Annotated in this window: 21 protein-coding genes; 5 read left to right on the top strand and 16 right to left on the bottom strand. The window is 64.7% G+C overall.

Going from position 1 to position 22,568, the window contains the following annotated elements:
• Positions 1-155 precede the first annotated feature (155 nt).
• From AC5RVZ_RS25335 to AC5RVZ_RS25300, 8 genes are read right to left on the bottom strand one after another with little or no spacing between them, the layout of a single operon-like run.
• On the bottom strand, positions 156-1,514 hold the full coding sequence (locus AC5RVZ_RS25335; protein WP_494068390.1) for an NAD-dependent succinate-semialdehyde dehydrogenase: 1,359 nt from the start codon (positions 1,512-1,514) through the stop codon (positions 156-158).
• A 43-nt stretch (positions 1,515-1,557) separates the two neighbouring features.
• Positions 1,558-2,721 carry a fumarylacetoacetate hydrolase family protein gene (locus tag AC5RVZ_RS25330; protein WP_494068389.1) on the bottom strand — a complete coding sequence of 388 codons (1,164 nt, stop codon included), beginning with the start codon at positions 2,719-2,721 and terminating at the stop codon, positions 1,558-1,560.
• Positions 2,722-2,751: 30 nt separating this feature from the next.
• Entirely contained in the window at positions 2,752-3,195 is a 444-nt protein-coding gene (locus tag AC5RVZ_RS25325; RefSeq protein WP_494068388.1) for a VOC family protein, read from the bottom strand.
• A complete protein-coding gene (locus AC5RVZ_RS25320; RefSeq protein WP_494068387.1) occupies positions 3,195-3,644 on the bottom strand; it encodes a cytidine/deoxycytidylate deaminase family protein in 450 nt (149 codons plus the stop codon). The genes AC5RVZ_RS25325 and AC5RVZ_RS25320 overlap by 1 nt, the downstream gene beginning before the upstream one ends.
• 3 nt (positions 3,645-3,647) lie before the next feature.
• A complete protein-coding gene (locus AC5RVZ_RS25315; protein ID WP_494068386.1) occupies positions 3,648-4,568 on the bottom strand; it encodes an ABC transporter permease in 921 nt (306 codons plus the stop codon).
• Between the two features lie 3 nt (positions 4,569-4,571).
• Positions 4,572-5,729 (bottom strand): ABC transporter permease, encoded by a 1,158-nt coding sequence (locus tag AC5RVZ_RS25310; RefSeq protein WP_494068385.1) that lies wholly within the window; start codon positions 5,727-5,729, stop codon positions 4,572-4,574.
• Positions 5,726-7,273: an ABC transporter ATP-binding protein gene (locus AC5RVZ_RS25305; RefSeq protein ID WP_494068384.1), complete on the bottom strand. Its 1,548-nt coding sequence runs from the start codon at positions 7,271-7,273 to the stop codon at positions 5,726-5,728. The genes AC5RVZ_RS25310 and AC5RVZ_RS25305 overlap by 4 nt, the downstream gene beginning before the upstream one ends.
• A complete protein-coding gene (locus tag AC5RVZ_RS25300; protein ID WP_494068383.1) occupies positions 7,263-8,312 on the bottom strand; it encodes a BMP family lipoprotein in 1,050 nt (349 codons plus the stop codon). The genes AC5RVZ_RS25305 and AC5RVZ_RS25300 overlap by 11 nt, the downstream gene beginning before the upstream one ends.
• Before the next feature lie 201 nt (positions 8,313-8,513).
• Here AC5RVZ_RS25300 and AC5RVZ_RS25295 point away from each other — a divergent pair, with 201 nt between their 5' ends.
• The 4 genes from AC5RVZ_RS25295 to AC5RVZ_RS25280 all read left to right on the top strand — a co-directional run bounded on the left by AC5RVZ_RS25295 (position 8,514) and on the right by AC5RVZ_RS25280 (position 12,756).
• Positions 8,514-9,467 (top strand): C-terminal binding protein, encoded by a 954-nt coding sequence (locus AC5RVZ_RS25295; RefSeq protein ID WP_494068382.1) that lies wholly within the window; start codon positions 8,514-8,516, stop codon positions 9,465-9,467.
• Positions 9,468-9,585: 118 nt separating this feature from the next.
• Positions 9,586-10,266 carry a FadR/GntR family transcriptional regulator gene (locus AC5RVZ_RS25290; RefSeq protein WP_494068381.1) on the top strand — a complete coding sequence of 227 codons (681 nt, stop codon included), beginning with the start codon at positions 9,586-9,588 and terminating at the stop codon, positions 10,264-10,266.
• 57 nt (positions 10,267-10,323) lie between these two features.
• Positions 10,324-11,136, top strand: coding sequence for an SDR family NAD(P)-dependent oxidoreductase (locus AC5RVZ_RS25285; RefSeq protein WP_494068380.1), 813 nt, complete (start codon positions 10,324-10,326; stop codon positions 11,134-11,136).
• A gap of 30 nt (positions 11,137-11,166) precedes the next feature.
• Positions 11,167-12,756, top strand: coding sequence for an aldehyde dehydrogenase (NADP(+)) (locus AC5RVZ_RS25280; protein ID WP_494068379.1), 1,590 nt, complete (start codon positions 11,167-11,169; stop codon positions 12,754-12,756).
• A 149-nt stretch (positions 12,757-12,905) separates the two neighbouring features.
• On the opposite strand, the gene AC5RVZ_RS25275 is transcribed toward AC5RVZ_RS25280, so the two are convergent.
• The 5 genes from AC5RVZ_RS25275 to AC5RVZ_RS25255 form a co-directional block, all read right to left on the bottom strand.
• Positions 12,906-15,296: a bifunctional salicylyl-CoA 5-hydroxylase/oxidoreductase gene (locus AC5RVZ_RS25275; RefSeq protein WP_494068378.1), complete on the bottom strand. Its 2,391-nt coding sequence runs from the start codon at positions 15,294-15,296 to the stop codon at positions 12,906-12,908.
• Positions 15,297-15,318: 22 nt separating this feature from the next.
• Positions 15,319-16,968, bottom strand: coding sequence for an AMP-binding protein (locus AC5RVZ_RS25270; protein ID WP_494068377.1), 1,650 nt, complete (start codon positions 16,966-16,968; stop codon positions 15,319-15,321).
• A gap of 75 nt (positions 16,969-17,043) precedes the next feature.
• Positions 17,044-17,952 carry an acyl-CoA thioesterase gene (locus tag AC5RVZ_RS25265; protein WP_494068376.1) on the bottom strand — a complete coding sequence of 303 codons (909 nt, stop codon included), beginning with the start codon at positions 17,950-17,952 and terminating at the stop codon, positions 17,044-17,046.
• Positions 17,949-18,431 carry a cupin domain-containing protein gene (locus AC5RVZ_RS25260; RefSeq protein ID WP_494068375.1) on the bottom strand — a complete coding sequence of 161 codons (483 nt, stop codon included), beginning with the start codon at positions 18,429-18,431 and terminating at the stop codon, positions 17,949-17,951. Before AC5RVZ_RS25260 ends, AC5RVZ_RS25265 begins: the two co-directional genes overlap by 4 nt.
• 35 nt (positions 18,432-18,466) lie before the next feature.
• The gene (locus AC5RVZ_RS25255) at positions 18,467-19,399 is read right to left on the bottom strand and encodes a fumarylacetoacetate hydrolase family protein (RefSeq protein WP_494068374.1); all 933 of its coding nucleotides are present in this window, start codon (positions 19,397-19,399) and stop codon (positions 18,467-18,469) included.
• Positions 19,400-19,537: 138 nt separating this feature from the next.
• Here AC5RVZ_RS25255 and AC5RVZ_RS25250 point away from each other — a divergent pair, with 138 nt between their 5' ends.
• Positions 19,538-19,954 (top strand): RidA family protein, encoded by a 417-nt coding sequence (locus tag AC5RVZ_RS25250; protein ID WP_494068373.1) that lies wholly within the window; start codon positions 19,538-19,540, stop codon positions 19,952-19,954.
• Between the two features lie 106 nt (positions 19,955-20,060).
• Here AC5RVZ_RS25250 and AC5RVZ_RS25245 read toward each other — a convergent pair whose 3' ends face one another.
• The 3 genes from AC5RVZ_RS25245 to AC5RVZ_RS25235 are packed head-to-tail and all read right to left on the bottom strand — an operon-like array spanning position 20,061 to position 22,524.
• Complete coding sequence (locus tag AC5RVZ_RS25245; RefSeq protein WP_494068372.1) at positions 20,061-20,771, bottom strand: ABC transporter ATP-binding protein; 711 nt, start codon at positions 20,769-20,771, stop codon at positions 20,061-20,063.
• Positions 20,768-21,553 carry an ABC transporter ATP-binding protein gene (locus tag AC5RVZ_RS25240; RefSeq protein ID WP_494068371.1) on the bottom strand — a complete coding sequence of 262 codons (786 nt, stop codon included), beginning with the start codon at positions 21,551-21,553 and terminating at the stop codon, positions 20,768-20,770. Before AC5RVZ_RS25240 ends, AC5RVZ_RS25245 begins: the two co-directional genes overlap by 4 nt.
• On the bottom strand, positions 21,550-22,524 hold the full coding sequence (locus AC5RVZ_RS25235; RefSeq protein ID WP_494068370.1) for a branched-chain amino acid ABC transporter permease: 975 nt from the start codon (positions 22,522-22,524) through the stop codon (positions 21,550-21,552). Before AC5RVZ_RS25235 ends, AC5RVZ_RS25240 begins: the two co-directional genes overlap by 4 nt.
• Positions 22,525-22,568: the final 44 nt, after the last annotated feature.

Genomic DNA, 22,568 nt, shown 5'->3' with positions numbered 1-22,568 from the left:
CTAAACCGCCATGTCCGTCTCGGGGGCGGAAGGACGAGTGCGTGTCGGGATGGCCGAAAGTTGCATAGTCTCCTGCTCGTTGCAGGCGAAGCGGCCCCCTCGTTTGTAACACTCTGGGGACCGCTTCGCTCCATTTGCACTGTCGAGCTAAACCCTTAAAGTCGGACAACCTTCTTGTTCATGAACTCGTCCATGCCGAGCGGGCCGAGTTCGCGGCCGACGCCCGAACGTTTGATGCCGCCGAAGGGCAGGTCGGCCTGCGAACCGCCTGCCTGGTTGATGTAGACCATGCCGGCCTCGATCTGATCGCCAATTCTCCTGGCCCGTTCCGGGTCGGTGCTGAAGACGCCGGAGCCAAGCCCGAACTCCGTATCATTGGCCAATGCGATGGCTTCTTCCTCGCTGGAGGCGCGGAAGACAATCGCAGCAGGACCGAACACTTCCTCATGGTAGGCCGCCATCTCCGGGGTGACATCTGTGAGCACCGCCGGCTGTACGTAGGCACCCGGGCCTTCGATCCGGTAGCCACCTGTCCGCAGCGTCGCACCCTGTTCCACTGCCTGCTGGATTTGGCGTACCACTTCGTCCGCCGCTGCCACCGATGACAGCGGTGCCAACGTGGTCGACGGATCACTGGGGTCGCCCGGGGCGAAGGCAGCCATCTTTTCGGTGAGCTTTTCCACGAATTCGTCGTAAATATCGGCCATGACAATCATGCGCTTGGGCGCGTTGCAGGCCTGGCCCATGTTCCCCATCCGCGAAGCTACCGCGACGTCCACGGTCTCATCAAGATTGTCGGAATCGAGGATGACCATGGGATCCGAGCCACCCAGTTCAAGGACCACTTTTTTGAGGTTTCGCCCCGCCTCAGCCGCGACGGCGGACCCGGCGCGCTCGCTGCCCGTGAGGGAGACACCCTGGATGCGCTTGTCAGCCAACGCCGCAGCGATCTGCTGGTTGGTGGCGTAGACATTGATGTAGGCATCCTCGGGCACCCCTGCTTCGCGAAGCACGGACTCAATTGCGGCGGCGGACTTCGGGCAGTTGGAGGCGTGCTTGAGCAAGATGGTGTTGCCCAGCATCAGGTTCGGTGCCACGAAGCGCGCCACCTGGTAGTAGGGGTAGTTCCACGGCATGATGCCCAGGATCACCCCAACAGGGCGCTTTTGAATCACGGCGGTGCCGCCTTGGATCTCCAGCGGCTCGTCGGCCATCAAACGTTGGCCGTTCTGCGCGTAGTAGCTGAAGATTTCGAAGACGGTGCCGAGCTCGCCCTTGCTTTCTTCGATCCGCTTGCCCATCTCCTGGGTGATGATTGCGGCCAACTCGTCCGAGCGCTCCTTGAAGACCTCGGCAACCCGCTGGACGATCTTAGAGCGGGTTTCTACCGGGGTGTCCTTCCAGGACAGGTAGCCCCGATGCGCCCGGTCAATGGCTTCCACGATCTGCTCATCGGTGGCTGTGGGGAATTCCTCGATGACTGTGCCTGTGGCCGGGTTCGTAACTTTATACACGAAGTCTCGCTTTCGTTGTCGTGTTCGTGGGGAAGGTAAACGTTCAGATAAGAGAGCGCTGACGCAGGTTCTTGATAAGAGCCCAGATACCGAACTCCCAGCGGGGGGCTGTTTCCGAGTGCTGCACCTGGTTGATCAGCGCACCCAGTCGTGGATTCGAGATGCTGACGGTATCGCCAAGTTCATGGGTGAATCCCGCCCCCGGCGCTTTTCGGTCCTGGGTCGGCGAGAACAGGGTGCCGGTGAACAGCACGAAGCCGTCGGGATACTGGTGGTGGTCGCCGTATGCATGTCCGATCAGGCTGGCTGGATCACGGCTGATGTTCTTCATCGAGCTCTGCCCGTCGAGCGTGAATCCATCCGGTCCCTGCACCCGCAGGCTGATGTCAAGTTCCCGCACGTCGTCCATTCCGAACGAATCGTCGAAGAGCCGGATGAACGGTCCGATCGCGCAGGAGGCGTTGTTGTCCTTGGCTTCCGTGAGCAGGAGCGCACTGCGTCCTTCGAAGTCGCGGAGGTTGACGTCGTTGCCCAATGACGCACCCACTGCAGTGCCGTCGGAGCGCACGGCCAGCACGACTTCCGGTTCCGGGTTGTTCCACGTGGACCGGGACAGGACCCCAATCGGCTCGCCGGTGCCAACCGCCGAGAGGACCGGTGCCTTGGTAAAGATCTCCGGATCAGGTCCGATGCCGACTTCCAGGTACTGTGACCACAGCCCTTCCGCTTTGAGGATCTCCTTAACCCGCGCTGCTTCCTCTGAGCCTGGCTGCACGCTCGAAATGGCACCGCCGATGGCGTCGGCCAGCTGCTCGCGGATGGCCGCCGCCTGGCTGGCGTCCCCCTTGGCTCGTTCTTCGATGACGCGTTCCAGCATGCTCTCCACGAAAGTCACGCCGGCGGCCTTGATGACCTGCAGGTCGATCGGTGCAAGGAGTCGCGGCTTGGCGGCGTCGGCATCAACAGTGGCGGCGATGACATCGTCCAGTGCCCACCGGCGGCGGTTTCCCAGATCCTTCACAGCCAAGAGCAAGTCGGCCCGTTCTAAGAGGGACGAGACTGTCGGCTCTACGTCGGTGATGTCAACGACGTCCGTTCCGTCGACGACAACGACGCACGGCCCATTTGCTTCCGGGTCAAAGATTCGGCCGATGAGGGTGGCTTGCTCCGCGTCGAGCGGCAGGAGGTCGGATACAGAAATAGTCACGTTAGTTTCCAGTCGTTCGGTGTCGGATAGTCAGGAGGCGACGGCGGCGGTAGCAGAATCAACGGCGCCGGGCTCTCCGCCCTCATACCACGCGAAGAATTCCCAAAGCTCACCGCATGGCCCCGCCAAGTACAGGCACCGCGCGTTCCAGGGGTAGTCCTCAGGCTGGGAGTAGACCTCCACGCCACGCGCGGTCAGCTCCGCGTACATTGCATCGATTGCCGCGGGCGAATCGAGCTTTACAGCCAGCATTACCCCGTGCCCGGCGGGCTCGGTCATTTGGGACGGAACACCGGTTGTCTCGGTGATCTTGCTGGCCTCCCAGAGGGCTAGGATGACGCCCGGACCGGCGAAGTCAGCAAATCCCGGCATCCGGTGCTTGAGTGTGTAGCCGAGTTTCTCCGTGTAGAACGCAATTGAGGCGTCCAGATCGCGGGTGATCAGGCAGATGTCGGTAATCGTTGGCTTTTCCATTAGTTTCCTTCACTCGTCGGGTCGCCGACCGTCCAGTTGTTCTCATGCGGGAACATCCACGGCTCGGGCATTAGGGTCTTGGAGGGCACCTTGCGGACGGCCCCGCGCAAATCGATGATGACGTCGGCATCCGGGCAGTAGGTACCCATGAGTTCCCGGCAGACACCGCATGGATTGGTCACCACCACGCGGCCGGCGCTGTCCTTACAGACGGCAACCACTTGGGTGATGTCTGAATCGGCGGCCATCTGCGCATTGGCAATGGCCGACGACTCCGCACAGACATTCACGCGGCGGGAGCCGATGTGCAGACCCAGGTAGACGGCTCCGGTACGGGTTCGCACCGCGGCCGCCACTTGGTGTCGCTCGCCGTGATGGGCCCTCGTCAGCATGGCTTTGGCCTGTTCGAAGAGGTCGACATCGGCGGCCGTCAGGGATTCGTCGTTCATGCTTCAGTCCTCCAGTACCGGGGTTGCAATGCGTATGCCGCCGTCCTTAGCCGTGCGGGCCAAGATGATGAGGCCCACGAATGCGACAACATACGGGATCATCTGGGCGAATTGGGGTGGCATCACCGATGCGTTTACTTGTACTGCGACGGCAGACGAGAGACCGAAGCCCACCGACATGAGGGCGAGCAGCAGGACCTTGCCGCGGCAGAAGATGACGGCTGCCAATGCAACGAATCCAAGTCCGCTCGTCATGCCTTCGGTGAATAGGGTGAGCTGGCCCATGCTCAGCTGCACTCCCGCCAGGCCGCACAGCGCAAAGCACCAGACCTGGGCGAGAATACGCATCCGGGTGACGTTGCCGCCCGCCGCGATCAAGGCAGTCGGATGCTCCCCTGCTGCCTTCAAGTGCCTGACCAGGACGGTGTAACGGACCGCGAGCACTGCCGCAACGATAATGGCCCAACTGGCGTAGGTCAGGATTGAATGACCCGACAGGACAGCCCCCAACACCGGGATACCGTCGATGCCGGGGATGCTGACCGACGCCATGGCGGGGATTCGGTCGTCGCTGAGGGTTCCCTTGACGCCGAACAATGACCGCAACAGGTAGACCGTGGCGCCCGCGGCGAACACATTCAGAACGATGCCGGCCACAAAGACGTTCACCCGCAGGTACGTGATGAGATAGCCAAAGGCAGCGCCGCAAGCCGCGCCGATTAGGACGGTAAGTCCCACAGCTGCAATCCCGGATTCGGTGGACATGCCTATGACGACGCCGGAAAAGGCACCAAAGAGCATGGCCCCCTCGAGCCCAACATTCAGGTCCTTGGTCCAGGCGGTGGGAAGACAGGCCAATGCAGCGAGCAGGATCGGTGTGGTAAACCGAATCCCCGAAGCGAGAAAGGCATCAATCCAATCCATGTCTCAGTGTCCTTTCAGGTGGGCGAACCGCTGCTTCAGGGCGGTGAATTGACTAAAAATACCGGCACGGGCGGCGGCGGCGATGATGATGCCGGAAATCAGGACCAGCGACAGTTCCGACGGCACGGTGGACACCTGCTCGATGCCGCGCGCGGCGGACCTCATGACGCAGTACACGGACACCCAGATGATCGCTGGCACTGGACGCGCCCGGCTGATCAAGGCGATCAGCACGGCATCCCAGCCGATGCCCGTCCCGATTTCGGTCCAGAAACGGCCTTGGGACGCGGTGACCAGGAGTGCGCCACCGATGCCGCAGAGGGCACCACTGGTCGCCATCGACGCGATACGGGACTTTTTCACACTGATGCCCGAGGCGGCGGCGAAATCCGGGCTCTCGCCGGTCATCCGCCAGCGGTAGCCGGCCACCGAGCGTTCGCTGAGCCACCAGGTGGCGGCGCAGAGGACGATCACGACGAAAAGCGCGGAGGTCAGCTGGGTGCGCGGCATGATTTCGCCAAACATGGCGGTATCGAACACTTCTCTTGTTGTGCCGCTTTGCCGTGCCGGATCCCGCAACGGGGAGGTAGCCAGGTAGGCGCAGAACAGCATGATGATGTAGTTCGATAGCAGGGTGGACAGGACTTCGTCCACCCCCCAGACCGCGCGGAGCCATCCCAGACCTGCCGCTATGAGTCCGCCTGCTACAGCCGCGAAGACCAGGCAGAGGAGCAGGTGAAGGCCGCTGAACATGGGGCCGATATACGCGCCGGCCACGGCGGCCGCCATGGCCCCTGCATAAATCTGTCCTTCGGCTCCGATGTTGAACATCCCCGAGCGATACGCCAAGCAGACGCCGATCGAGGCGACAAACAACGGCAGCCCCCACGCCAGGGTCCGGGCAATGCTGGCCGGATCGCCCAGCGCGTAGCTGAGACCTGCGGCCAACGTGGAGAAGGGTTCGTAACCTTGGGCTGAAATCAGCACCACGGCCATGAGCAAGCCGGCCACAAGAACGAACGCAGGCTGGATCAAGCGGCGTGCCAAGGGCTTGGCCGCCAGCCCGCCCTGGGTCTTCGCCCGGTGCCGCCGGTCATGCTCGGGGACCGGGTTTGCCGTCGGAGAGCCGGTCTTCTGTGCGGGAGCGGTCTGGGTGTTCATTCTGCTGCTCCTAAGGCTTTCGCACCGGTCATATGCATGCCGAGATCCTCGCGTGTGGTTTCGGTCGCCTTTTCCTCGGCGACAATCCGCCCCCCGTACATCACCAGCACGCGGTCGGACAGCCGGAGGATCTCGTCCAGGTCTGCCGAGATCAGCACCACCGCACAGCCACGCGCCGTTGCTTCGGCAATGCGGTCATAGAGGAATTCAATGGCGCCGAGGTCCACGCCCCGGGTTGGCTGTGCCAGCACGATGCATTTGGGCTGTTCTTCCAGTTCCCGGGCCATGACAATCTTCTGCTGGTTTCCGCCAGAGAGGGTGTGGCACTTGGCGCTGCGGCCCGACGTCCTGATGGCGTATTTGCCGATCATCTCGGTACCCCACGTCTGCAGCGTGCGCGGGAAGGCGTTGGCAAGTACGTTCCAGCCCCTGTGCCGGCGAAGCCGGCCGGCCGCGAGCCCCTCGAGGACAGACCCGTTGATGGGAATGCCTTCACGGTGGCGGTCCTCGGAAACGTAGGAAAGCCCCAAGTTCCGGCGCAGCGACACCGCCAGCCTGGTCAGGTCGCTTCCGGCAAGTTCAATTTTTCCGGCGAGCGGGACCGCGGTACCAATGAGGGTTTCGGCCAGGGCAGACTGGCCGTTGCCTTCAACGCCGGCGATTCCGACCACTTCTCCCGCCCTGACGTGGAAACCGACCGAATCCAGCGCCGCATCGTGCTCGAATTTTCCGGTGCTGAGCCCGGAAACCGACAAGACGACGCCGTCTTCCGGCGCGTTCCGGGTGATTCGTCCCAGGTTGACGTCGCTGCGTCCCGTCATGGCGGCCACCACGGCGGCCGCGTCGAGGTCCTGGGCAGCTGCGGTGCTGACCGTGCGGCCGTTGCGGAGGACCGTGATGCGGTCGGCCACGGCAAAGACCTCCCGCAGCTTGTGCGAGATGAAGATGATGGACGAACCGTCAGCTGCAAGTTTCTTCAGCAGGACGAAGAGCTCGTCGGTCTCCTGCGGGGTCAAGACTGCCGTGGGCTCATCCAGGATGATGATTTTGGCTCCGCGGTACAGAACCTTCAGGATCTCAAGCTTCTGCTGCGTCGCCACGTTGAGACTGCCGGTGATCGTGTTCGGGTCGAGCACCATGCCTAGGCGTTCCATCGGACCGCGGATCGCATCCTCCGCTTGCCCTCGATCGAACAGCCCGCCGCGGCCGGGCTCTGCACCGAGGGTGATGTTCTCCAGGACCGAAAAGCTCGGCACCAGCATGAAGTGCTGGTGGACCATGCCGATGCCGTGCTCAATGGCGTCCATGGGCTTCTTGAGCTCGACTTCTGTGCCGGCGAGCCGGATGCTTCCGGCATTGGGCCGGTACATGCCGAACAGAATCCTCATCAGCGTGGTCTTTCCCGCACCGTTCTCTCCCACCAGAGCATGGATTTCACCCGGGTGCAGATCGAAATTGACGTTTTCATTGGCGACGACGTGGCCGAACGTCTTAGTGATTCCGTGCAGTTCCAGCACGGGGCTGGTGTCATGGTTATTGGACATCGATGGTCACTTCTCCGCTGGCGATCTTCTTTTCCAAACCGGTCAGCATGGCCGCGTTGTCGGCACCAACAAGCTCCTCGTCGTAGACCATCGCCCAACCGCCTTCGGCAAAGCCGTAGCTCTGCTGCGATCCGTGCTCCAGGTTTCCAGCCGCGAAGTCTTCGGTGAGCTGCTCGATGACCGCATCGACCTTCATTTCCACGCTGCCGGGCACTTTGCCCGGAGCGAGTGCCCCCTTGTCAGCGACGATGCCGATCGGAGCAATCTCGACGCCGGACTTTGCCGCATCGAAGATGCCTGCTCCGGAAAGACCCGCGTAAGCGTACTGTGCGTAGGCGCCCTTGTTCTTCAGGGCCAAACCGATCTCCCGGCCCTTGGCGGGATCCACGAAGGAGCCCACGTATTGGGCTGCGACCTTCATCTCGGGTGCGATGTGTTCAACGCCTTGGACGTAGCCCGATTCGCAGTTCTTGATCACGGGGGCGTTGACACCGCCGATGAAGCCGGCGGTGTTTTTCCCTGCGTCTTCATTGACCGTCGCCGCCAGTGCACCGGCCATGAAGCAGCCTTCGGCCGTGCGGAACTCTGCGGAAACAACCTCGGGACTGTCCACCACACCGTCGAGGAAGACAAAGGTCGTGTCGGGGTTTTGCTCGGCAGTATCGACCATGGCGTCGATAGCCTCGAAGCCCAGGACAAACACCAAATCGTTGGCATTCGCGGCGTCCTGCAGCAACGGGGCGAAGTTCTGCGCCTGCAGCTGCCCCTCGTAGGTGTTGACGACCGTTCCGTCGGCTTCCAAGGACTCTTGCGCCTTGGCCGCCTGGTCGAAGAAGTCGCCGTCGCCGAAGGCGTTGTCCACGAAGATGCCGACGCTGAGCCCTTCCTCCCCCTCTCCAGCAGTCGCAGGCGCTTTGCCGCCGCAACCGGTCAGCAGTATGCCTGCGCACGCCAGACCCGCTACGCCCGTCCAGGCTTTGAAGCTCAGAGCGCGGCGGCGCTCGGTAGGTGATGCAGCATGGGTTTGGATGGCGTTCATGGTCGTGCCTTTCATACGGGTGAACGGGGACTAATTGGCATTTACCGTGGTCTTCTTTCCAAGAAACCGCATGGCTTCCCGTGACTGGTGTCACACGCTAACATACAATCATCATATGATGTGATCAACTGGTTTACGGGATCATTACTCTGCTCAGCGAGTAGGACCTAAGCCTCAACAAGAACCTAGGGAGATGAAGCGATGAAGCGAGTTGTCGTAACAGATCACGCGTTCCGCGATGTCACGATCGAGGAATCGGCAGCAGCGGAGATCGGCGCCGACTTCGCCTGTTTCGCCTGCACTGATGAGCAGGAAACTGCTGACGCCGTGGCGGGCGCGGACGTCGCCATCGTGAATTTTGCTCCGATCACTCGTGCCGTCCTGGAGCGCATGCATCCCGGCGCGACGGTGGTCAGGTACGGGATCGGCTATGACAACGTGGATCTGGAGGCGGCGCGCGAACTCGGCGTGCAGGTGGCAAATGTTCCGGATTACGGAGTGGAGACCGTGGCCGATCACGCCGTCGCTTCGCTGTTGACCGTGTCCCGGCGCATCCCCCTTTACAACCACAGAATTCAGGCGAACGGTTGGGCCCGGCCCGGCGACGTAGGACCGATCCCGGGGTTCCGGTCCATGACGGTTGGCTTGGTGGGGATGGGGCGCATTGCTCAGGCCGTGCACAAGCGGCTCACACCATTCGGCTTCAGCTTCGTTGGCTTCGATCCGTTCTGTCCGCCCGAAGTCTTCACGGATCTAGGGATCGAGCAGGTGGGTCTCCAGGAACTGGCCGCACGCTCCCATGCCGTATCCCTGCACGCTCCGAGCACCCCGGAAACCCATCACATGATCGGCCCCGATTTCTTCGCGCATGTTCAGGGAGGCATCGTCCTGGTCAACACAGCACGCGGTCCCCTTGTCGACCTTGACGCCTTGGCCTCGGCCGTTAAAGACGGAAAAGTGGCTGGCGCCGTTTTAGACGTCACAGATCCTGAACCATTGCCGGCGGACTCACCTCTCCGTCTGATGCCCGAAGTGGTCTTTACACCCCATGCTGCCTTCTACGATGAAGATTCCTTACGTAGTCTGCAGCAGTTGGCCAGCGATGAAGCAGTCCGGGCTGTGCGAGGAGAGGAACTACGTTGCCGGGTTGCCTAAAGGGACCATTTTCCACGTCAAGCAGAGGGGAGCTGCCGCGATGGTAGCCACGAACAGCGCTGGGACCGTGGCTGTACCACGCAGCCAGTCCAAGACGGCACGTAATCGACGAAACCGTTTGTCGGACCAGATCGCCGAAAAAATCAAGAACAAGCTCATTGCCGATGGGCTCCAGCCCGGCGACAAGCTGCCCACTGAGCCGGAACTGGCCGATCTCTACGACGTTAGCCGCAGCGTGATTCGTGAGGCCGGCAGGATTCTCGACGAGCGCGGCCTGGTCGACATTCGCCCCGGCAGGGGGATGATTGTGGCCGAGTTTGACGGCACATCGATTTCACGGCAGTTCGAACTCATGCTTGAACTGAAGCACGGCGCCTTCCCGGACCTGATGGAGATGCGTCTGGTGCTGGAAGTCGGCATGACGGAACTGGCCGCCCAAAGGCGGACGGCGGCGGACGTAGCCCGGATACGCACTGCCCTGGATGAATTCTCCGCTGCCGGGGATGACCATGTGGCGGCCCTCGCATGGGACCTTGAATTCCACGAGGCCATTGCCGCGGCGTCCGGCAACCAGTTTTTCGTACACATCGTCAATCCGATCAACGAATACCTGCACCGCGTGTACGAAACGAGTCTCGGCTACGAGGCCGCGCAGAACCAGACGATGACGGAGCATACGCAGATTGCCGAGGCAATCTTTGCCGGCGACGCCGCAGCCGCACGCGAAGCCTCCTTACGCCACCTCACCCGCATCTACGACTCGGCTGAGCAACTCCTCGATCCACGCAGTGACGCCTAAGCGCTTGCCTCGGGCCTCCATGCAACTTCCGCTTACCCACCCTCTAAGGAGCAATTCATGACACAGGTCGCTGCCGACCCCACGTTCCCGGAAGACCTCGCCTGCACGCCATCGGACTTCAGCCTGTCCGGACGCCATATCGTGGTCACCGGTGCCGGCCGCGGGCTAGGCCAGGGCATGGCTCTGTCCGCAGCGCTGGCGGGTGCCCGCGTTACCCTCGTCGCCCGCTCGGCTAATCAACTCGAAGAAACTGCCGATCTGGCAAGGCGTGCCGGTCGTCCCGATTGCTTTGCCCATCCTGCCGACTTATCGAACCTTGAAGCGATCCCGGAACTTGTCGAAGCCATCAGTGAACGTGGCCCGATCGATGGCGTAGTACACGCCGCAGGCGTCCAACGCCGCAAGGACGCAGTGGACGTTACCCCTGAGGACTGGCGGTTCGTCCAGACGATGAATGCGGAAGCACCCTTCTTCCTCAGCACCGCCATCGCCAAGCGCCAACAGGCCGAATCCCGGCCAGGTTCCCACGTCTTCATCGGCTCCCTGAACAGCACAATTGCCCTGCCCCGGATCGCGCCATACGTGGCCTCCAAGACAGCCATGGTCGGCATCGCCCGCATCCTGTCAACGGAGTGGTCCCGCTTTGGCATCCGTTCGAACGTTATTGGACCCGGCTATTTCCAGACCGCATTGACCGAGGACCTGTTCAGCCAGCCTGGACAGCGCGAACGGATCATGGGCCGTATCCCGATGGACCGCTTAGGCACGCCGGCCGACCTCGGCGGGATGGCGGTCTTCCTGCTCTCGGACGCCTCCCGCTATGTGACCGGCCAGCTCCTGAACGTCGACGGCGGATGGCTCGCCGCCTGATCCGCCTTCAAATCAGCCACCCCTTCCCTCATGACTGAAAGAAACAACATGCCCATCACCGGACGATCGATCATCGCCAGCGAGCCCACCATCGGTTCCCACGGCCGCACCCGGGCCATCAACCCGGCCACCGGGCTAACCCTCGACCCCGAATTCACCTTCGTCGGCCCTGCCGACGTCGACGTCGCGGCGAAACAGGCAGCGGAGGCATTCGACACATACCGAACCACGACGCCAGACCAGCGCGCCAAGTTCCTCGAAACTATTGCCGCCAACCTGGACGACATCAAAGATGAAGTCGTCCAACGGGCACATGAGGAAACCGGGCTACCGCTGGCCCGGCTGCAGGGCGAGCATGGCCGCACCACGGGTCAACTACGGATGTTCGCGGCCGAACTCCGGTTGGGTGCCCACCAAGAGGTCCGGATCGACCATGCACAACCCGACCGGCTTCCAGCGGCGGCACCAGATATCCGACAGCGCCAAATTCCTTTGGGGCCCGTTGCCGTCTTCGGCGCCAGCAATTTCCCAATGGCTTTCTCTACCGCCGGCGGCGATACCGCCTCAGCCCTAGCGGCCGGCTGTCCCGTGATAGTCAAGGCACATAATGCCCACCCCGGCACGGCCGAACTCGTCGGCCAGGCCCTAACGCGGGCTGTCTCAGACAACGGGATGCCTGCCGGGACCTTCTCCATCCTGTTCGGCTCCGGCCGCACCATCGGTCAGGAATTGGCGGCCCACCCCGCCATCAAAGCCATCGGTTTCACCGGCTCCCAAGCGGCCGGAACCGACCTCATGCGCACAGCTGCGGCCCGGCCGGAACCTATCCCCGTCTACGCCGAGATGTCCAGCATCAATCCGGTGGTTATTCTTCCCGAAGTTATGGAGGCAGATACCGAGTCCCTCGCCGACGGATTCGTCGGATCGCTGACTTTGGGAGCGGGCCAATTCTGCACCAACCCCGGCCTCGTCTTTATCCCAAAGGGGTCGCAGCGGTTCCTTGAACGCGCCAGCGCAACGATCACCGAGGCGCACGGCCAAACCATGCTGTCCCCCGGCATCGCCGCATCCTACGATGAGGGGCTCGCGGCCCTGAATCACGCCGGAGTGGAATCGTTGGCTGCTGGCCTCCCCGGGGACACTCGCAACGCTCCTGCCCCTGCTCTCTTCCAGACCACGGTGAGTCACTTCCTGCAGACGCCTGAACTCCAGGAAGAAGTCTTCGGCTCGGCCGCGCTCCTGGTCGAGTATGCAGATGCCGCAGAACTACGCGAGGCGCTTGAGGGGCTCCAGGGCCAACTAACTGCCACCATTCACTCGGCAACAGGTGACGGGACGCTGGTCCATGACATCCTGCCGGTATTGGAACGTAAGGTTGGGCGAATCCTGTTTAACGGGTGGCCAACCGGAGTGGAAGTCAACCACACCATGGTTCATGGCGGTCCGTTCCCTGCTACGTCGGACAGCCGAACAACGTCCGTCGGCTCATTGGCTATCTATCGATTCCAGCGGCCTGTCAGCTATCAGAACGTGCCGGCCGAGTTCTTGCCCCCGGCCCTCCAGGAGGACAACCCGTGGTTGCTCCCCCGAAGGATCGACGGGGCCCTCCAAACCAACTGACGTTAGGACGCCCGAACATCCAGTGACAACAGCGGGGAGACCCTGGGATGGTCTCCCCGCTGCGCCGCAGTAAGGTGTGGTGCATGGGAAGGCGGGGCCGAGCATCTGCCCGGCCCCTCCTTCGCCGCCTGTCCACCTTGTATCGAGTGCTACCCCGCGAGGACGGGCTCGGACGGCCGCACCGGTTTCCACCGCAGGTGAGCGTTGGCCGTCGGGTCGTCGGTTTCCTGCAGCAGCGACAGGCGCGGGCGGACGGCGTCGGTCCGGGCGCTCGGCGGCTTGCGCCGTCCGGCGCGGAACTGCGGGACCCAGGCCACTCCGTCGCCCCGGTATTCCTGCTCGGCGGCTGCGTGCAGCGTCCAATGCGGGTCGTAGAGGTGGGTACGTCCCAGCGCAATCAGGTCGGCGCGGCCGGCCAGCAGGATCGAATTGGCATCGTCGTAGGTGGAGATCGCCCCTACGGCGATGACCGCGATCCCGGCCGGAACGGCCACTTCCTGCCGGATCCGGTCCGCGTACGGCGTCTGGTAGCTGCGGCCGAACCGCGGCTTCTCGCCCTTGGCAATCTGGCCGGTGGAGACGTCGATCCCGTCGGCACCGTGGTCGGCGAAGGCCTTGGCGATGTGGACGGCATCGTCCAAGGTATTGCCGCCCTCGATCCAGTCGGTCGCCGAGATGCGCACGGTCAGCGGCTTGTCCGCGGGCCAGGCCGCACGGACGGCGTCGAAGACCTCGAGCGGGAAGCGCAGGCGGTTGTCCACGCTGCCCCCGTACTCGTCGGTCCGCTGGTTGGCCACCGGGGACAGGAAGGACGAGAGCAGGTAGCCGTGAGCCGCGTGCACCTCCAGCAGGTCGAATCCGGCCTCCTCGGCCCGCCGTGCGGCGGCGATAAAGTCCGCGACGACCTTGTCCATGTGGGCACGGTCCATCTCCCGCGGGACCTGGTTGTCCGGCCCGTAGGGCAGCGGCGACGGGCCAATGACTTCCCAGTTGCCCGTCTCCAGCGGCTGGTCGATGCCTTCCCACATCAGCTTGGTGGACGCCTTGCGGCCGGCGTGGCCGATCTGAAGGCCGATCTTGGCCGCGGAGTGGCCGTGCACGAAGCCGACGATGTCCTGCCAGGCCGCACGCTGCTCGTCCGTGTACAGTCCGGTGTCGCCCGGCGTAATGCGGCCTTCTTCCGAGACGCAGACCATCTCGGTCATGACCAGTCCCGCGCCGCCCATCGCCTTGCTGCCCAGGTGCACCTTGTGGAAGTCGGTCGGCACCCCGTCGACGGCGGAGTACATGTCCATGGGCGAGACCACGATGCGGTTCTTCAGCTCCAGCCCGCCGATGCGGTACGGCTGGAACATCGCCGGCGCGACGGAATCCAGGCCCTGCGAAGCGGCGAAGTGCTCTTCCACCTGCTGGGCGAACTCGGGATCGCGCAGCCGCAGGTTGTCCTGCGTGATGCGCCGGCTGCGGGTGAGCAGGTTGAAACTGAACTGGACCGGGTCCTGGCCGGTGTACTGCCCCACGCGCTCGAACCACTCCAGCGATGCCTGCGCGGCGCGCTGGGTGGACTCGACCACCGGGCGCCGCTCGGTTTCGTAGGCCTCCAGCGCCGACTCCAGGTGGGGGTGTTCGTGCAGGCAGGCCGCCAGCGCCAGCGCGTCCTCCATGGCCAGTTTGGTGCCGGAGCCGATGGAGAAGTGCGCGGTATGCGCCGCGTCGCCCAGCAGCACCACGTTGCCGTGCCGCCAGCTGGTGTTGCGGACGGTGGTGAAGTTCAGCCATTTCGAGTTGTTGGCCAGCACCTTGTGGCCCTGAAGTTCGTCGGCAAAGATGCTGCGGATCTTCGCAATCGCCTTCTCATCCGAGACGCCCGGCGGGAACACCTCGGTCTCGGTCTCGTCGAAACCCGCGGCTCGCCACGTGTCCTCCGGCATTTCCACGATGAACGTCGATCCCTCGTCGGAGTACGGGTAGCCGTGGATCTGCATGACCCCGTGCTCCGTCTCCTTGATGAAGAACTTGAAGGCCTCGAATACCAGGTCCGTGCCCAGCCACATGAACTTGTTCGGCCGCGGATCAAGCTCCGGCCCGAAGGATGCCGCGTACTTGGAGCGGATCTGCGAGTTCACCCCGTCGGCCGCCAGCACCAGGTCGTAGCCGGCCTCGAGTTCCTCCACCGGCGGGGCCAGCGTGGAGAAGCGCACGTCCACACCGAGCTCCGCGCAGCGGCGCTGCAGCAGTTCCAGCAGCTCCTTGCGGCTCATTGCGGCGAAGCCTTGGCCGCCGACTGTGACCGTCTCCCCCTGATAGTGGATGTCGATGTCGGCCCAGCGGGCGAAGCGGCGGCTCATATACTCGGCCACCACCGGGTCCGCGTTGCCGATGCCGCCCAGCGTCTCGTCCGAGAACACGACGCCGAAGCCGAACGTGTCGCTGGCCGCGTTGCGCTCCCAAACGGTCACCTCGTGCGCCGGGTCCAATTGCTTCATCAGGGCCGCGAAGTAGAGGCCGCCGGGGCCGCCTCCAACGATTGCGATTTTCATGTCTGTTGTCCTTAAGGTCTGTCTACGCCGTGCTGCCGGCCAGGTCGGTTTCCTGCTTGCCGACCTGCTCACGCAGTTTGAAGTGCTGGAGTTTTCCGCTCGGATTGCGCGGCAGCTCGGTCACGAACCGCACATCCCGCGGGTACTTATAGGGCGCTATGGCCTTCTTGACGAAGTCCTGGATGTCCTTGCGCTTGGCATCGTCGCCGACGACGCCGTCGCGCAGCACGATGAAAGCGCAGACCACGCTGCCGCGCTCCTCGTCGGGCCGGCCGACGACGGCGTTCTCCACCACGTCCGGATGCTGGTCGATCGCCGCCTCCACCTCGGGGGCACCGATGTTGTAGCCGGAGGAGACGATCATGTTGTCCGACCGCGCCTGGTAGACGAAGTAGCCTTCCTCGTCGCGCAGGAACGTGTCGCCGGTGATGTTCCAGCCGTTCTGCACGTAGTTGGCCTGGCGCGGGTCGTCCAGGTAGCGGCAGCCGGTCGGTCCGATCACCGCGAGCCGGCCCGGCTGGTTCACCGGCGACTCGTTGCCGTCCTCGTCCAGCACCGTGGCCCGGTAGCCGGGGATGGCGACGCCGGTGGCCCCGGGCCGGATGTCGTCTCCGGCGGCGGAAATGAACACATGCAGCATTTCCGTGGCGCCGATCCCGTTGACCAGGGCGAGCCCGGTGGCCTCGTGCACGGCCTCCCATGTCTCCTTCGGCAGGTGCTCGCCGGCGGAGACCGCGATGCGCAGGCCGCGCAGCAGGTCCGCCCGCCCTTCCTTCAGGATGGCGCGGTAGGCGGTGGGGGCGGTGAACAGCACCGTGGCCCCGGCGGCGGCGGCTTGTTCGGCCAGTTGCACGGGGGTGGACCGTTCCGTCAGCAGTGCCGAGGCACCGAACCGCAGCGGGAAGACCACCAGCCCGCCCAGCCCGAACGTGAAGGCCAGCGGCGGCGAGCCGGCGAACACGTCGTCGGCGGTCGGCCGCAGGATGTGCCGGGCAAAGGTGTCGGCGTTCGCGAGGATGTCCCGGTGGAAGTGCATGGTGATTTTGGGCGTGCCGGTGGTGCCCGAGGTCGGTCCGAGCAGGGCCACATCGTCCGCGGCGGTCGGAACGTCGTCGAACAATCCGCTCTTGGCGGCGCAGCGGGCGGTGAGATCATCGGCGTCGTCCGATCCATAGGCGACGACGGCGGTGCCCTCCCCCACGGCCTCGGCCATGCCGCCCAAAAAGCGGGAGTCGCTGATCGCCACGGCCGGTTGGGTCAGGCGGCAAATGGTGGCCACTTCGTTGGCGCGCAGCACCGGCATGGTGGTGACGACGACGGCACCGGCCTTGAGCACGCCCAGCCAGGCGGCGACCAGCCAGGGATTGTTCGGTCCGCGCAGCAAGACGCGGTTGCCCGGGACAACGCCGAAGTCCTCGGTGAGCACTTGGGCGACCTGGTTGGCCCGCTGCAGCAGTTGGCTGTACGTCCACACCTCGCCGTCCGGAGTGAGCAGGGCCGGCCGGTCGCCGCCGAACTGGGCAGCGGCGTCAGTAATCAGGACCGTCGCGGCATTGAGACGGTCGGGGTACTGGAGCTCGGGGAGGGTGAATTCGAAGACGGGCCACTGCTCGTCGGGGGGCAGATGGTCGCGCGTGAACGAGTCCACATGTGCTGACGGGGACAGTTCCATGGCGTTCCTTTCAGTGGGTTGAGTGGACGGCGTGAGTCCGCCCTCCATCCGAGGGCCCGGATGGAGGGCCGGGTCTCAGCGCGCGGGGCGGATCATGCCTTCTTGCGCCACGGTGGCCAGCAGCCGCCCTTCGCGGTCGAAGAACCGGCCGGTGGCCAGGCCCCGGTTGTGCTGGCCGGAGACCGCTTCCTGGGCATACAACACCCAGTCGTCGGCACGGCCGTCGCGGTGGAACCACATGGAGTGGTCCAGGCTGGCGGTGACCAGTCCCGGCTCGGCCCAGTAGTGCCCCTGCGCGCGCAGGATCGGCTCAAGGATGGTGTAGTCGCAGACATAGGCGAGCGCGGTGCGGTGCAGGTCCCGGGTCGCACGGTCATCGGCCTGGTCGGGCAGCTGCGTGAACGCCTTCACCCAAACCGCCTGCTGCGGCACCTGCTCGCCCTCGACGCGCACGTACACCGGGCCGGGGACATGCCGCATGTCGAAACTGCGGCCATGGGACCAGTAGGCCGCGGCGTCGCCCTCGACGCCCGTCAGAACCTCGGCGGCGCTGCGCAGCGAGTCGGGGTCGACGGTGGCGGGCATCTGCGGCTGGAACTCCGGGCCGTCTTCGGGCACGTGGAAGGAACCCATGGCTGCATACACGGTCTTGCCGCCCTGCCAACCGCGCACGCTGCGGGTGGAATAGCCGCGTCCGTCCCGCAGCTTCTCCACCTCGTAGCGGACGACGGCGCCGATATCCACCGGCCGCATGAAGTAGCTGTGCATCGAGTGCAGCTGCCGGTCATCGGTGACCGAGCGCATCATGGCCGCGGCGGCCTGGGCGACCATGTCGCCGCCGTAGGCCTTCGGCCACGGCACGTACTGGGTGGTGGCCTCGTAGGCCTCGTCGTGGATTTGAGGTTCGACGGCCGTCAGTTCGACGGCCTTGAGGAACGTCTCGGCCGTGGGAACCTGGGTCTCGGAGGCGCTTGCGGCGTTCATGCCCGGCGGTATCCTTCCAGCATTTCGTCCGGAACCTCGTCCAGGTTGACCACAATGTTTTCCGGCGTGCGCGTGGTCAGCCAGACCAGCTCCTCGGTGACCGACATGTTGGCTTCCACATGCTGCATGAACGGCGGAACGAAGACCCAGTCCCCGGCCTTCATGTCCAGGTATTCGGAGTAGTTTTCGCCGAAGTAGATCCGGCCATGGCCGCGCAGTACGTAGCCACCCGTTTCCGCCTCACCGTGGTGGTGCGGCAGGGAGCGGTAGCCCGGGACGTTGGAAACCTGCCCGAACCAGATCTTGGTGGCCGGGGTGTGCTGGATGGAAACACCCGAAACACGGATGCAGTCCCCCGACTGGGCTGTGTTGGTGTCCTCGCTCCCCGCGCGGGTGACAACCGGGGCGACCTTGCCGTCGGCGCCTGCGTACATCGAGTTGTCGCCTTCGGTGCGGTATTCCGTTGTCGCATCCGTCATGATCGTTCTCCTTCTCGAGGGGTTAAAATGGTGCCTTAAGCGCGGGCGGCGGGCTCCGCCGTCGTTGTTCCGCCGAAGGGCGTCGTTGTTCCGCCGAAGGGCGGTGCCGGCTCGTGCGTGGAGCCGGCCGCGTGGATCCGGACGCGGTTTTCCAGCCGGCCGATGCCGTCGATCTCGGTGACGAGCACGTCGCCGTCGGCCAGGAAACGCGGCGGGGTCATGCCCATGCCCACTCCCCCGGGCGTGCCGGTCAGGACCACGTCGCCCGGGCGCAGCGTGGTGAACTGCGAAATGTAGGACAGCAGCCGGGCGGGACCGAACACCAAAGTGCCGGTGTGGTCACGCTGCACCAGCTCGCCGTTGACGTAGCCGCGGACCTCAACATCGGTCCCGTCGACCTCGTCCGGCGTGACCAGCACGGGACCGAGCGGGGTGGTCGCGTCGAAGGCCTTGCCTTGGAACCACTGCAGGGTCCGGCGTTGCCAGTCCCGCATCGAGACGTCGTTGGCCACCGTGTAGCCGGCGATGGCGGCCGCGGCCTGGTCTTCGTCCGCGCGTGTGAGGGCGGTTCCGACGACCACGGCCAGTTCGGCCTCCCAGTCCACGCTTTCGCTCCCGGTGACCGTCAGGTCGTCCGCCGGCCCGGCGAGGGTGTCCGCGAACTTGGCGAACAGCGTGGGGTACTCGGGCAGGTCGCGGCCCATCTCCTGGATGTGGTCGCCGTAGTTCAGTCCGCAGCAGATCACCTTGCCCGGGCGGGGCACCACCGGAGCCAGCTCCGTGGCCGAAACGCTGACGACGGCGGTGCTTGCGGCGGTGCGCACCGCCTCCTCTGCCCGTGCCCGCCAGTTCGGGTCCGCCAGCAGGGTTCCCACATCGGATGCGGGCAACGGCAGGTAGGCGCCGTCCGCCAGCTGGACGGCGGCGGTCGTGCTCTGGGGGCCGGTTCGCAAGGTGGCCAGTTTCATTCGGAGTCTCCTTCGGATTTTCATGTGTCGACTTTTTTACGGCCGTCACATATGCTCAACCTACACGATCGCAACGATCTGCACCAGAGTTTTTTCCGACGAATCAAACCGGCATTCCCATCGCCAAGGAGAGAGCACATGAGCAACGAGACAGCCCTCGGAAACCGCACCATCAACCCAGCGTCACTGCCCAAGCCGTCGGGCTACGCGCACGGCATCCTGGCCGGAAACACTGTTTACCTGGGCGGCCAGACCGCCCTGGACAAGGACATGAAGATTGTCCCCGGCGGCATCGTGGAACAGTTCAAGCAGGCATTTTCGAATGTGCTGGCCACCTTGGTAGAGGCCGGCGGACGCCCCGAAGACCTCGTCAGCGTCACCATCTACCTGACCGATGTGGACGACTACCTGGCCAACGGCCGGGAGATCGGCCGCCTCTGGCGTGAAATGGCCGGCACCGAATACCCGGCGATGGCCGGCATCGGCGTCTCCCGGCTGTGGCAGAAGGAGGCTCTCATCGAGATCCAGGGAGTTGCCGTTATCCCCACCCGGTGACCGAAGCGCGGCGCGGCGCGCCGGGGTACCGAACATCCGGGGGTACCGAACAACGGCGGCAGCCGGTCCGTGGTTTCCCCGGACCGGCTGCCGCCGTGAGCGACGGTTACGCCACGCCCAGGAGGGTCCGCGCCAGCGGCTCGTTCCGCCGGAAATCCGCCGTGCTGCTCTCGTGAACGATCTCTCCCTTGCGCATGACCGCGAGCCGGTCGGACACCGTGAAAGCCAGCCGCAGGTCCTGCTCCACCAGCAGGATTGCCATGCCGGTACCGGCCAGGTCCAGGATGATGTTCCCCACCTGCTCGACCACCGCGGGGGCCAATCCATCGGACGGCTCATCGAGGAGCATCAGCCGGGGCGAGCCCTGCAGCGCCCGCCCGATGGCAAGCATCTGCTGCTCCCCGCCGGAGAGCTGCGAGCCGAGGTTCGTCCGGCGTTCACGCAGCCGCGGCATGAGCTCGTAGACCCGCTCAACCGTCCAGTCCCCGGAACGCTTGTGCAGCGCAATCTCGAGGTTTTCTTCCACGGTCAGCGGCGCGAAGACGCGCCGTCCCTGCGGCACTATCCCCACGCCCGCCCGTGAGAGCACATGCGGGGCCTTCGCGGTGACATCCTTGCCGTCGACCCGGACGTGGCCGCCCTTGGCGCTCACCATCCCCATGATGGTTTCGACCAGGGTGGTCTTCCCGGCGCCATTGCGGCCGAGCAGGGCCACCGCCTCGCCCGAATCGACCGAGAGCGAGACCCCGCCGAGCACGCGGCTGCCGGCATAGCCGGACACCAGGTCCTCAACCTCCAGAAGCGGCCGCCCGCTCATGGTGTCGCCTCGAAGAGGTCTACGCTTTGCGTGCGCCCGAGGTAGGCCTCCTGCACGGCATCGCTGGTCCGCACTTCCTCCGGCGTCCCATCGGCGATGAGCCTTCCGGCCGCCAGCACGCTGACGCGTTCGGCCAGGCGGAAGACGATGTCCAAGTCATGCTCGACGACGACCACGGTCACCTCTCTCGGTAACGATTCCACGATTTCGGCGAAGCGGTTGGTCTCCGCCACGGACATCCCTGCCGTCGGCTCATCGAAGAGAACCATCCGGGGCTCGCATGCCAGCACCATGGCCACCTCGACCTGGCGCCGTTCACCGTGGGACAGCGCGCCGCACAGCGACGAGGCCCGGTCAAGGAGCCCCACGTTTTCCAAATGTGCCATGGCGGCATCGGTCACGGCACGGTCGGCGCCAAAGCTCGGCCAGGGACGCTTGGGCCGGCTCGTGGCCCGCTCCACCGCGAGGCGCACGTTGTCCAGCACGCTCATGTTGAGGAAGAGGCTGGAATGCTGGAACGTCCGCACGAGGCCGGCCCGCGCACGGCCCGCTTCGCTGAGCCCCGTGATGTCCTGCCCGTTAAACATGAGTGTCCCGTCCGTGGGGCGAAGGCGCCCGGCAATGACCCCGAAGAGTGTCGACTTGCCCGCCCCATTCGGCCCGATGAGCGCGTGCCGAACACCCCTAGGGATGTTCAGCGTCACCGCGTCAACCGCAGTGAGCGAGCCGAATTTGAGCGTGAGGTCGCGGATTTCCAGCATCGGTTCGTCCGCCGTCGTCATTTTGATTCACCTGCCTTTCGTCGCAGGGGACGCCAGCGGACTCCCGCGACACCCTTCGGCAGGACGTAGACGCCTATGACGAAGACAATCCCGAGCAGGAGCGTGCCCCGGCCCTCGAGGTATCCGCCCAGCCAGTCGCGCACGAAGATGACCAGGGCCGCTCCGATGACCGGCCCCCAGAGGCTCCCGGCCCCGCCGAGCACGACGCTGAGGAGCGCGAACGCGGCCATGTCGAAGCCCAGGTCGCCGGGGGAGATGAACTGCGTCTGCGCAACCCACGCCGTTCCCGCGGCACCGGCGATTCCCCCGGCGATGGTGTACGCGAGCAGCTTGACCGCGTACGTGTTCTGTCCCAGGGCGCGCAGTCGAAGCTCGCCGTCGCGCACCCCGCGCATGGAGCGGCCCAGAGGCGAGCGGCTCAGGAGCATCGCCGCACAGTAGCCGACGACGAATACCGCCAGGATCCACCAATAGACGTAGCCGGGCACGATCAAGGGCTCTCCGCCGGGGAACACGCTGATGGGCGGGATGCCGGTCAGGCCATTGCTCGCGCCGACCACTTTGAGGGAGTCGGCGCCGCGGTGGGCGAGCTCACCGATCGCGAGAGTGACCATCAGGAACACAATTCCGGCCGTGCGCACTGCCACGGCCCCGGTCACGAGCGCAAGCACCGCTCCCGCGGCCATGCCCACGATTACTTGGACCAGGCCGCTCGCGGAGAAGTGGATGCCCACGAGGCCGGCGGAGTAGGCGCCGGCGCCGAAGTAGGCCACCTGGCCCAGGGTCGGCATGCCCAACACGCCGGTCACCAGGTCGACGCTGACCACCAGCAAACCGAAGGCCAGCGCACGCCCCGCCAGGCTGAGGGGGTATGGCGCCAGGAAGAACGGCAGTGCCGCGAGCAGGAGGAGGATGACCACCCCGATCGCGCACTCCAGCATCGTGCGCCGGGGATCGCGGAGCAGAGGCATCCGCGCCTGCCCCCGCCCAGTAGCGAGGCCTGAATCTGTCACCG

This window comes from Arthrobacter sp. Cza30 (assembly GCF_059090765.1).
The sequence above is the reverse complement of the archived record's forward strand: the minus strand, read 5'-3'. Positions and strand labels throughout refer to the sequence as shown.

Bases quoted from the DNA above. Each gene is read 5' to 3' on its own strand.
- AC5RVZ_RS25305 (WP_494068384.1), bottom strand. From the start codon at position 7,273: ATGTCCAATAACCATGACACCAGCCCCGTGCTGGAACTGCACGGAATC.
- AC5RVZ_RS25320 (WP_494068387.1), bottom strand. From the start codon at position 3,644: ATGAACGACGAATCCCTGACGGCCGCCGATGTCGACCTCTTCGAACAG.
- AC5RVZ_RS25235 (WP_494068370.1), bottom strand. From the start codon at position 22,524: ATGCCTCTGCTCCGCGATCCCCGGCGCACGATGCTGGAGTGCGCGATC.
- AC5RVZ_RS25265 (WP_494068376.1), bottom strand. From the start codon at position 17,952: ATGAACGCCGCAAGCGCCTCCGAGACCCAGGTTCCCACGGCCGAGACG.
- AC5RVZ_RS25310 (WP_494068385.1), bottom strand. From the start codon at position 5,729: ATGAACACCCAGACCGCTCCCGCACAGAAGACCGGCTCTCCGACGGCA.
- AC5RVZ_RS25245 (WP_494068372.1), bottom strand. From the start codon at position 20,771: ATGAGCGGGCGGCCGCTTCTGGAGGTTGAGGACCTGGTGTCCGGCTAT.
- AC5RVZ_RS25250 (WP_494068373.1), top strand. From the start codon at position 19,538: ATGAGCAACGAGACAGCCCTCGGAAACCGCACCATCAACCCAGCGTCA.
- AC5RVZ_RS25325 (WP_494068388.1), bottom strand. From the start codon at position 3,195: ATGGAAAAGCCAACGATTACCGACATCTGCCTGATCACCCGCGATCTG.
- AC5RVZ_RS25285 (WP_494068380.1), top strand. From the start codon at position 10,324: ATGACACAGGTCGCTGCCGACCCCACGTTCCCGGAAGACCTCGCCTGC.
- AC5RVZ_RS25240 (WP_494068371.1), bottom strand. From the start codon at position 21,553: ATGACGACGGCGGACGAACCGATGCTGGAAATCCGCGACCTCACGCTC.
- AC5RVZ_RS25270 (WP_494068377.1), bottom strand. From the start codon at position 16,968: ATGGAACTGTCCCCGTCAGCACATGTGGACTCGTTCACGCGCGACCAT.
- AC5RVZ_RS25255 (WP_494068374.1), bottom strand. From the start codon at position 19,399: ATGAAACTGGCCACCTTGCGAACCGGCCCCCAGAGCACGACCGCCGCC.
- AC5RVZ_RS25315 (WP_494068386.1), bottom strand. From the start codon at position 4,568: ATGGATTGGATTGATGCCTTTCTCGCTTCGGGGATTCGGTTTACCACA.
- AC5RVZ_RS25260 (WP_494068375.1), bottom strand. From the start codon at position 18,431: ATGACGGATGCGACAACGGAATACCGCACCGAAGGCGACAACTCGATG.
- AC5RVZ_RS25300 (WP_494068383.1), bottom strand. From the start codon at position 8,312: ATGAACGCCATCCAAACCCATGCTGCATCACCTACCGAGCGCCGCCGC.
- AC5RVZ_RS25295 (WP_494068382.1), top strand. From the start codon at position 8,514: ATGAAGCGAGTTGTCGTAACAGATCACGCGTTCCGCGATGTCACGATC.
- AC5RVZ_RS25280 (WP_494068379.1), top strand. From the start codon at position 11,167: ATGACTGAAAGAAACAACATGCCCATCACCGGACGATCGATCATCGCC.
- AC5RVZ_RS25275 (WP_494068378.1), bottom strand. From the start codon at position 15,296: ATGAAAATCGCAATCGTTGGAGGCGGCCCCGGCGGCCTCTACTTCGCG.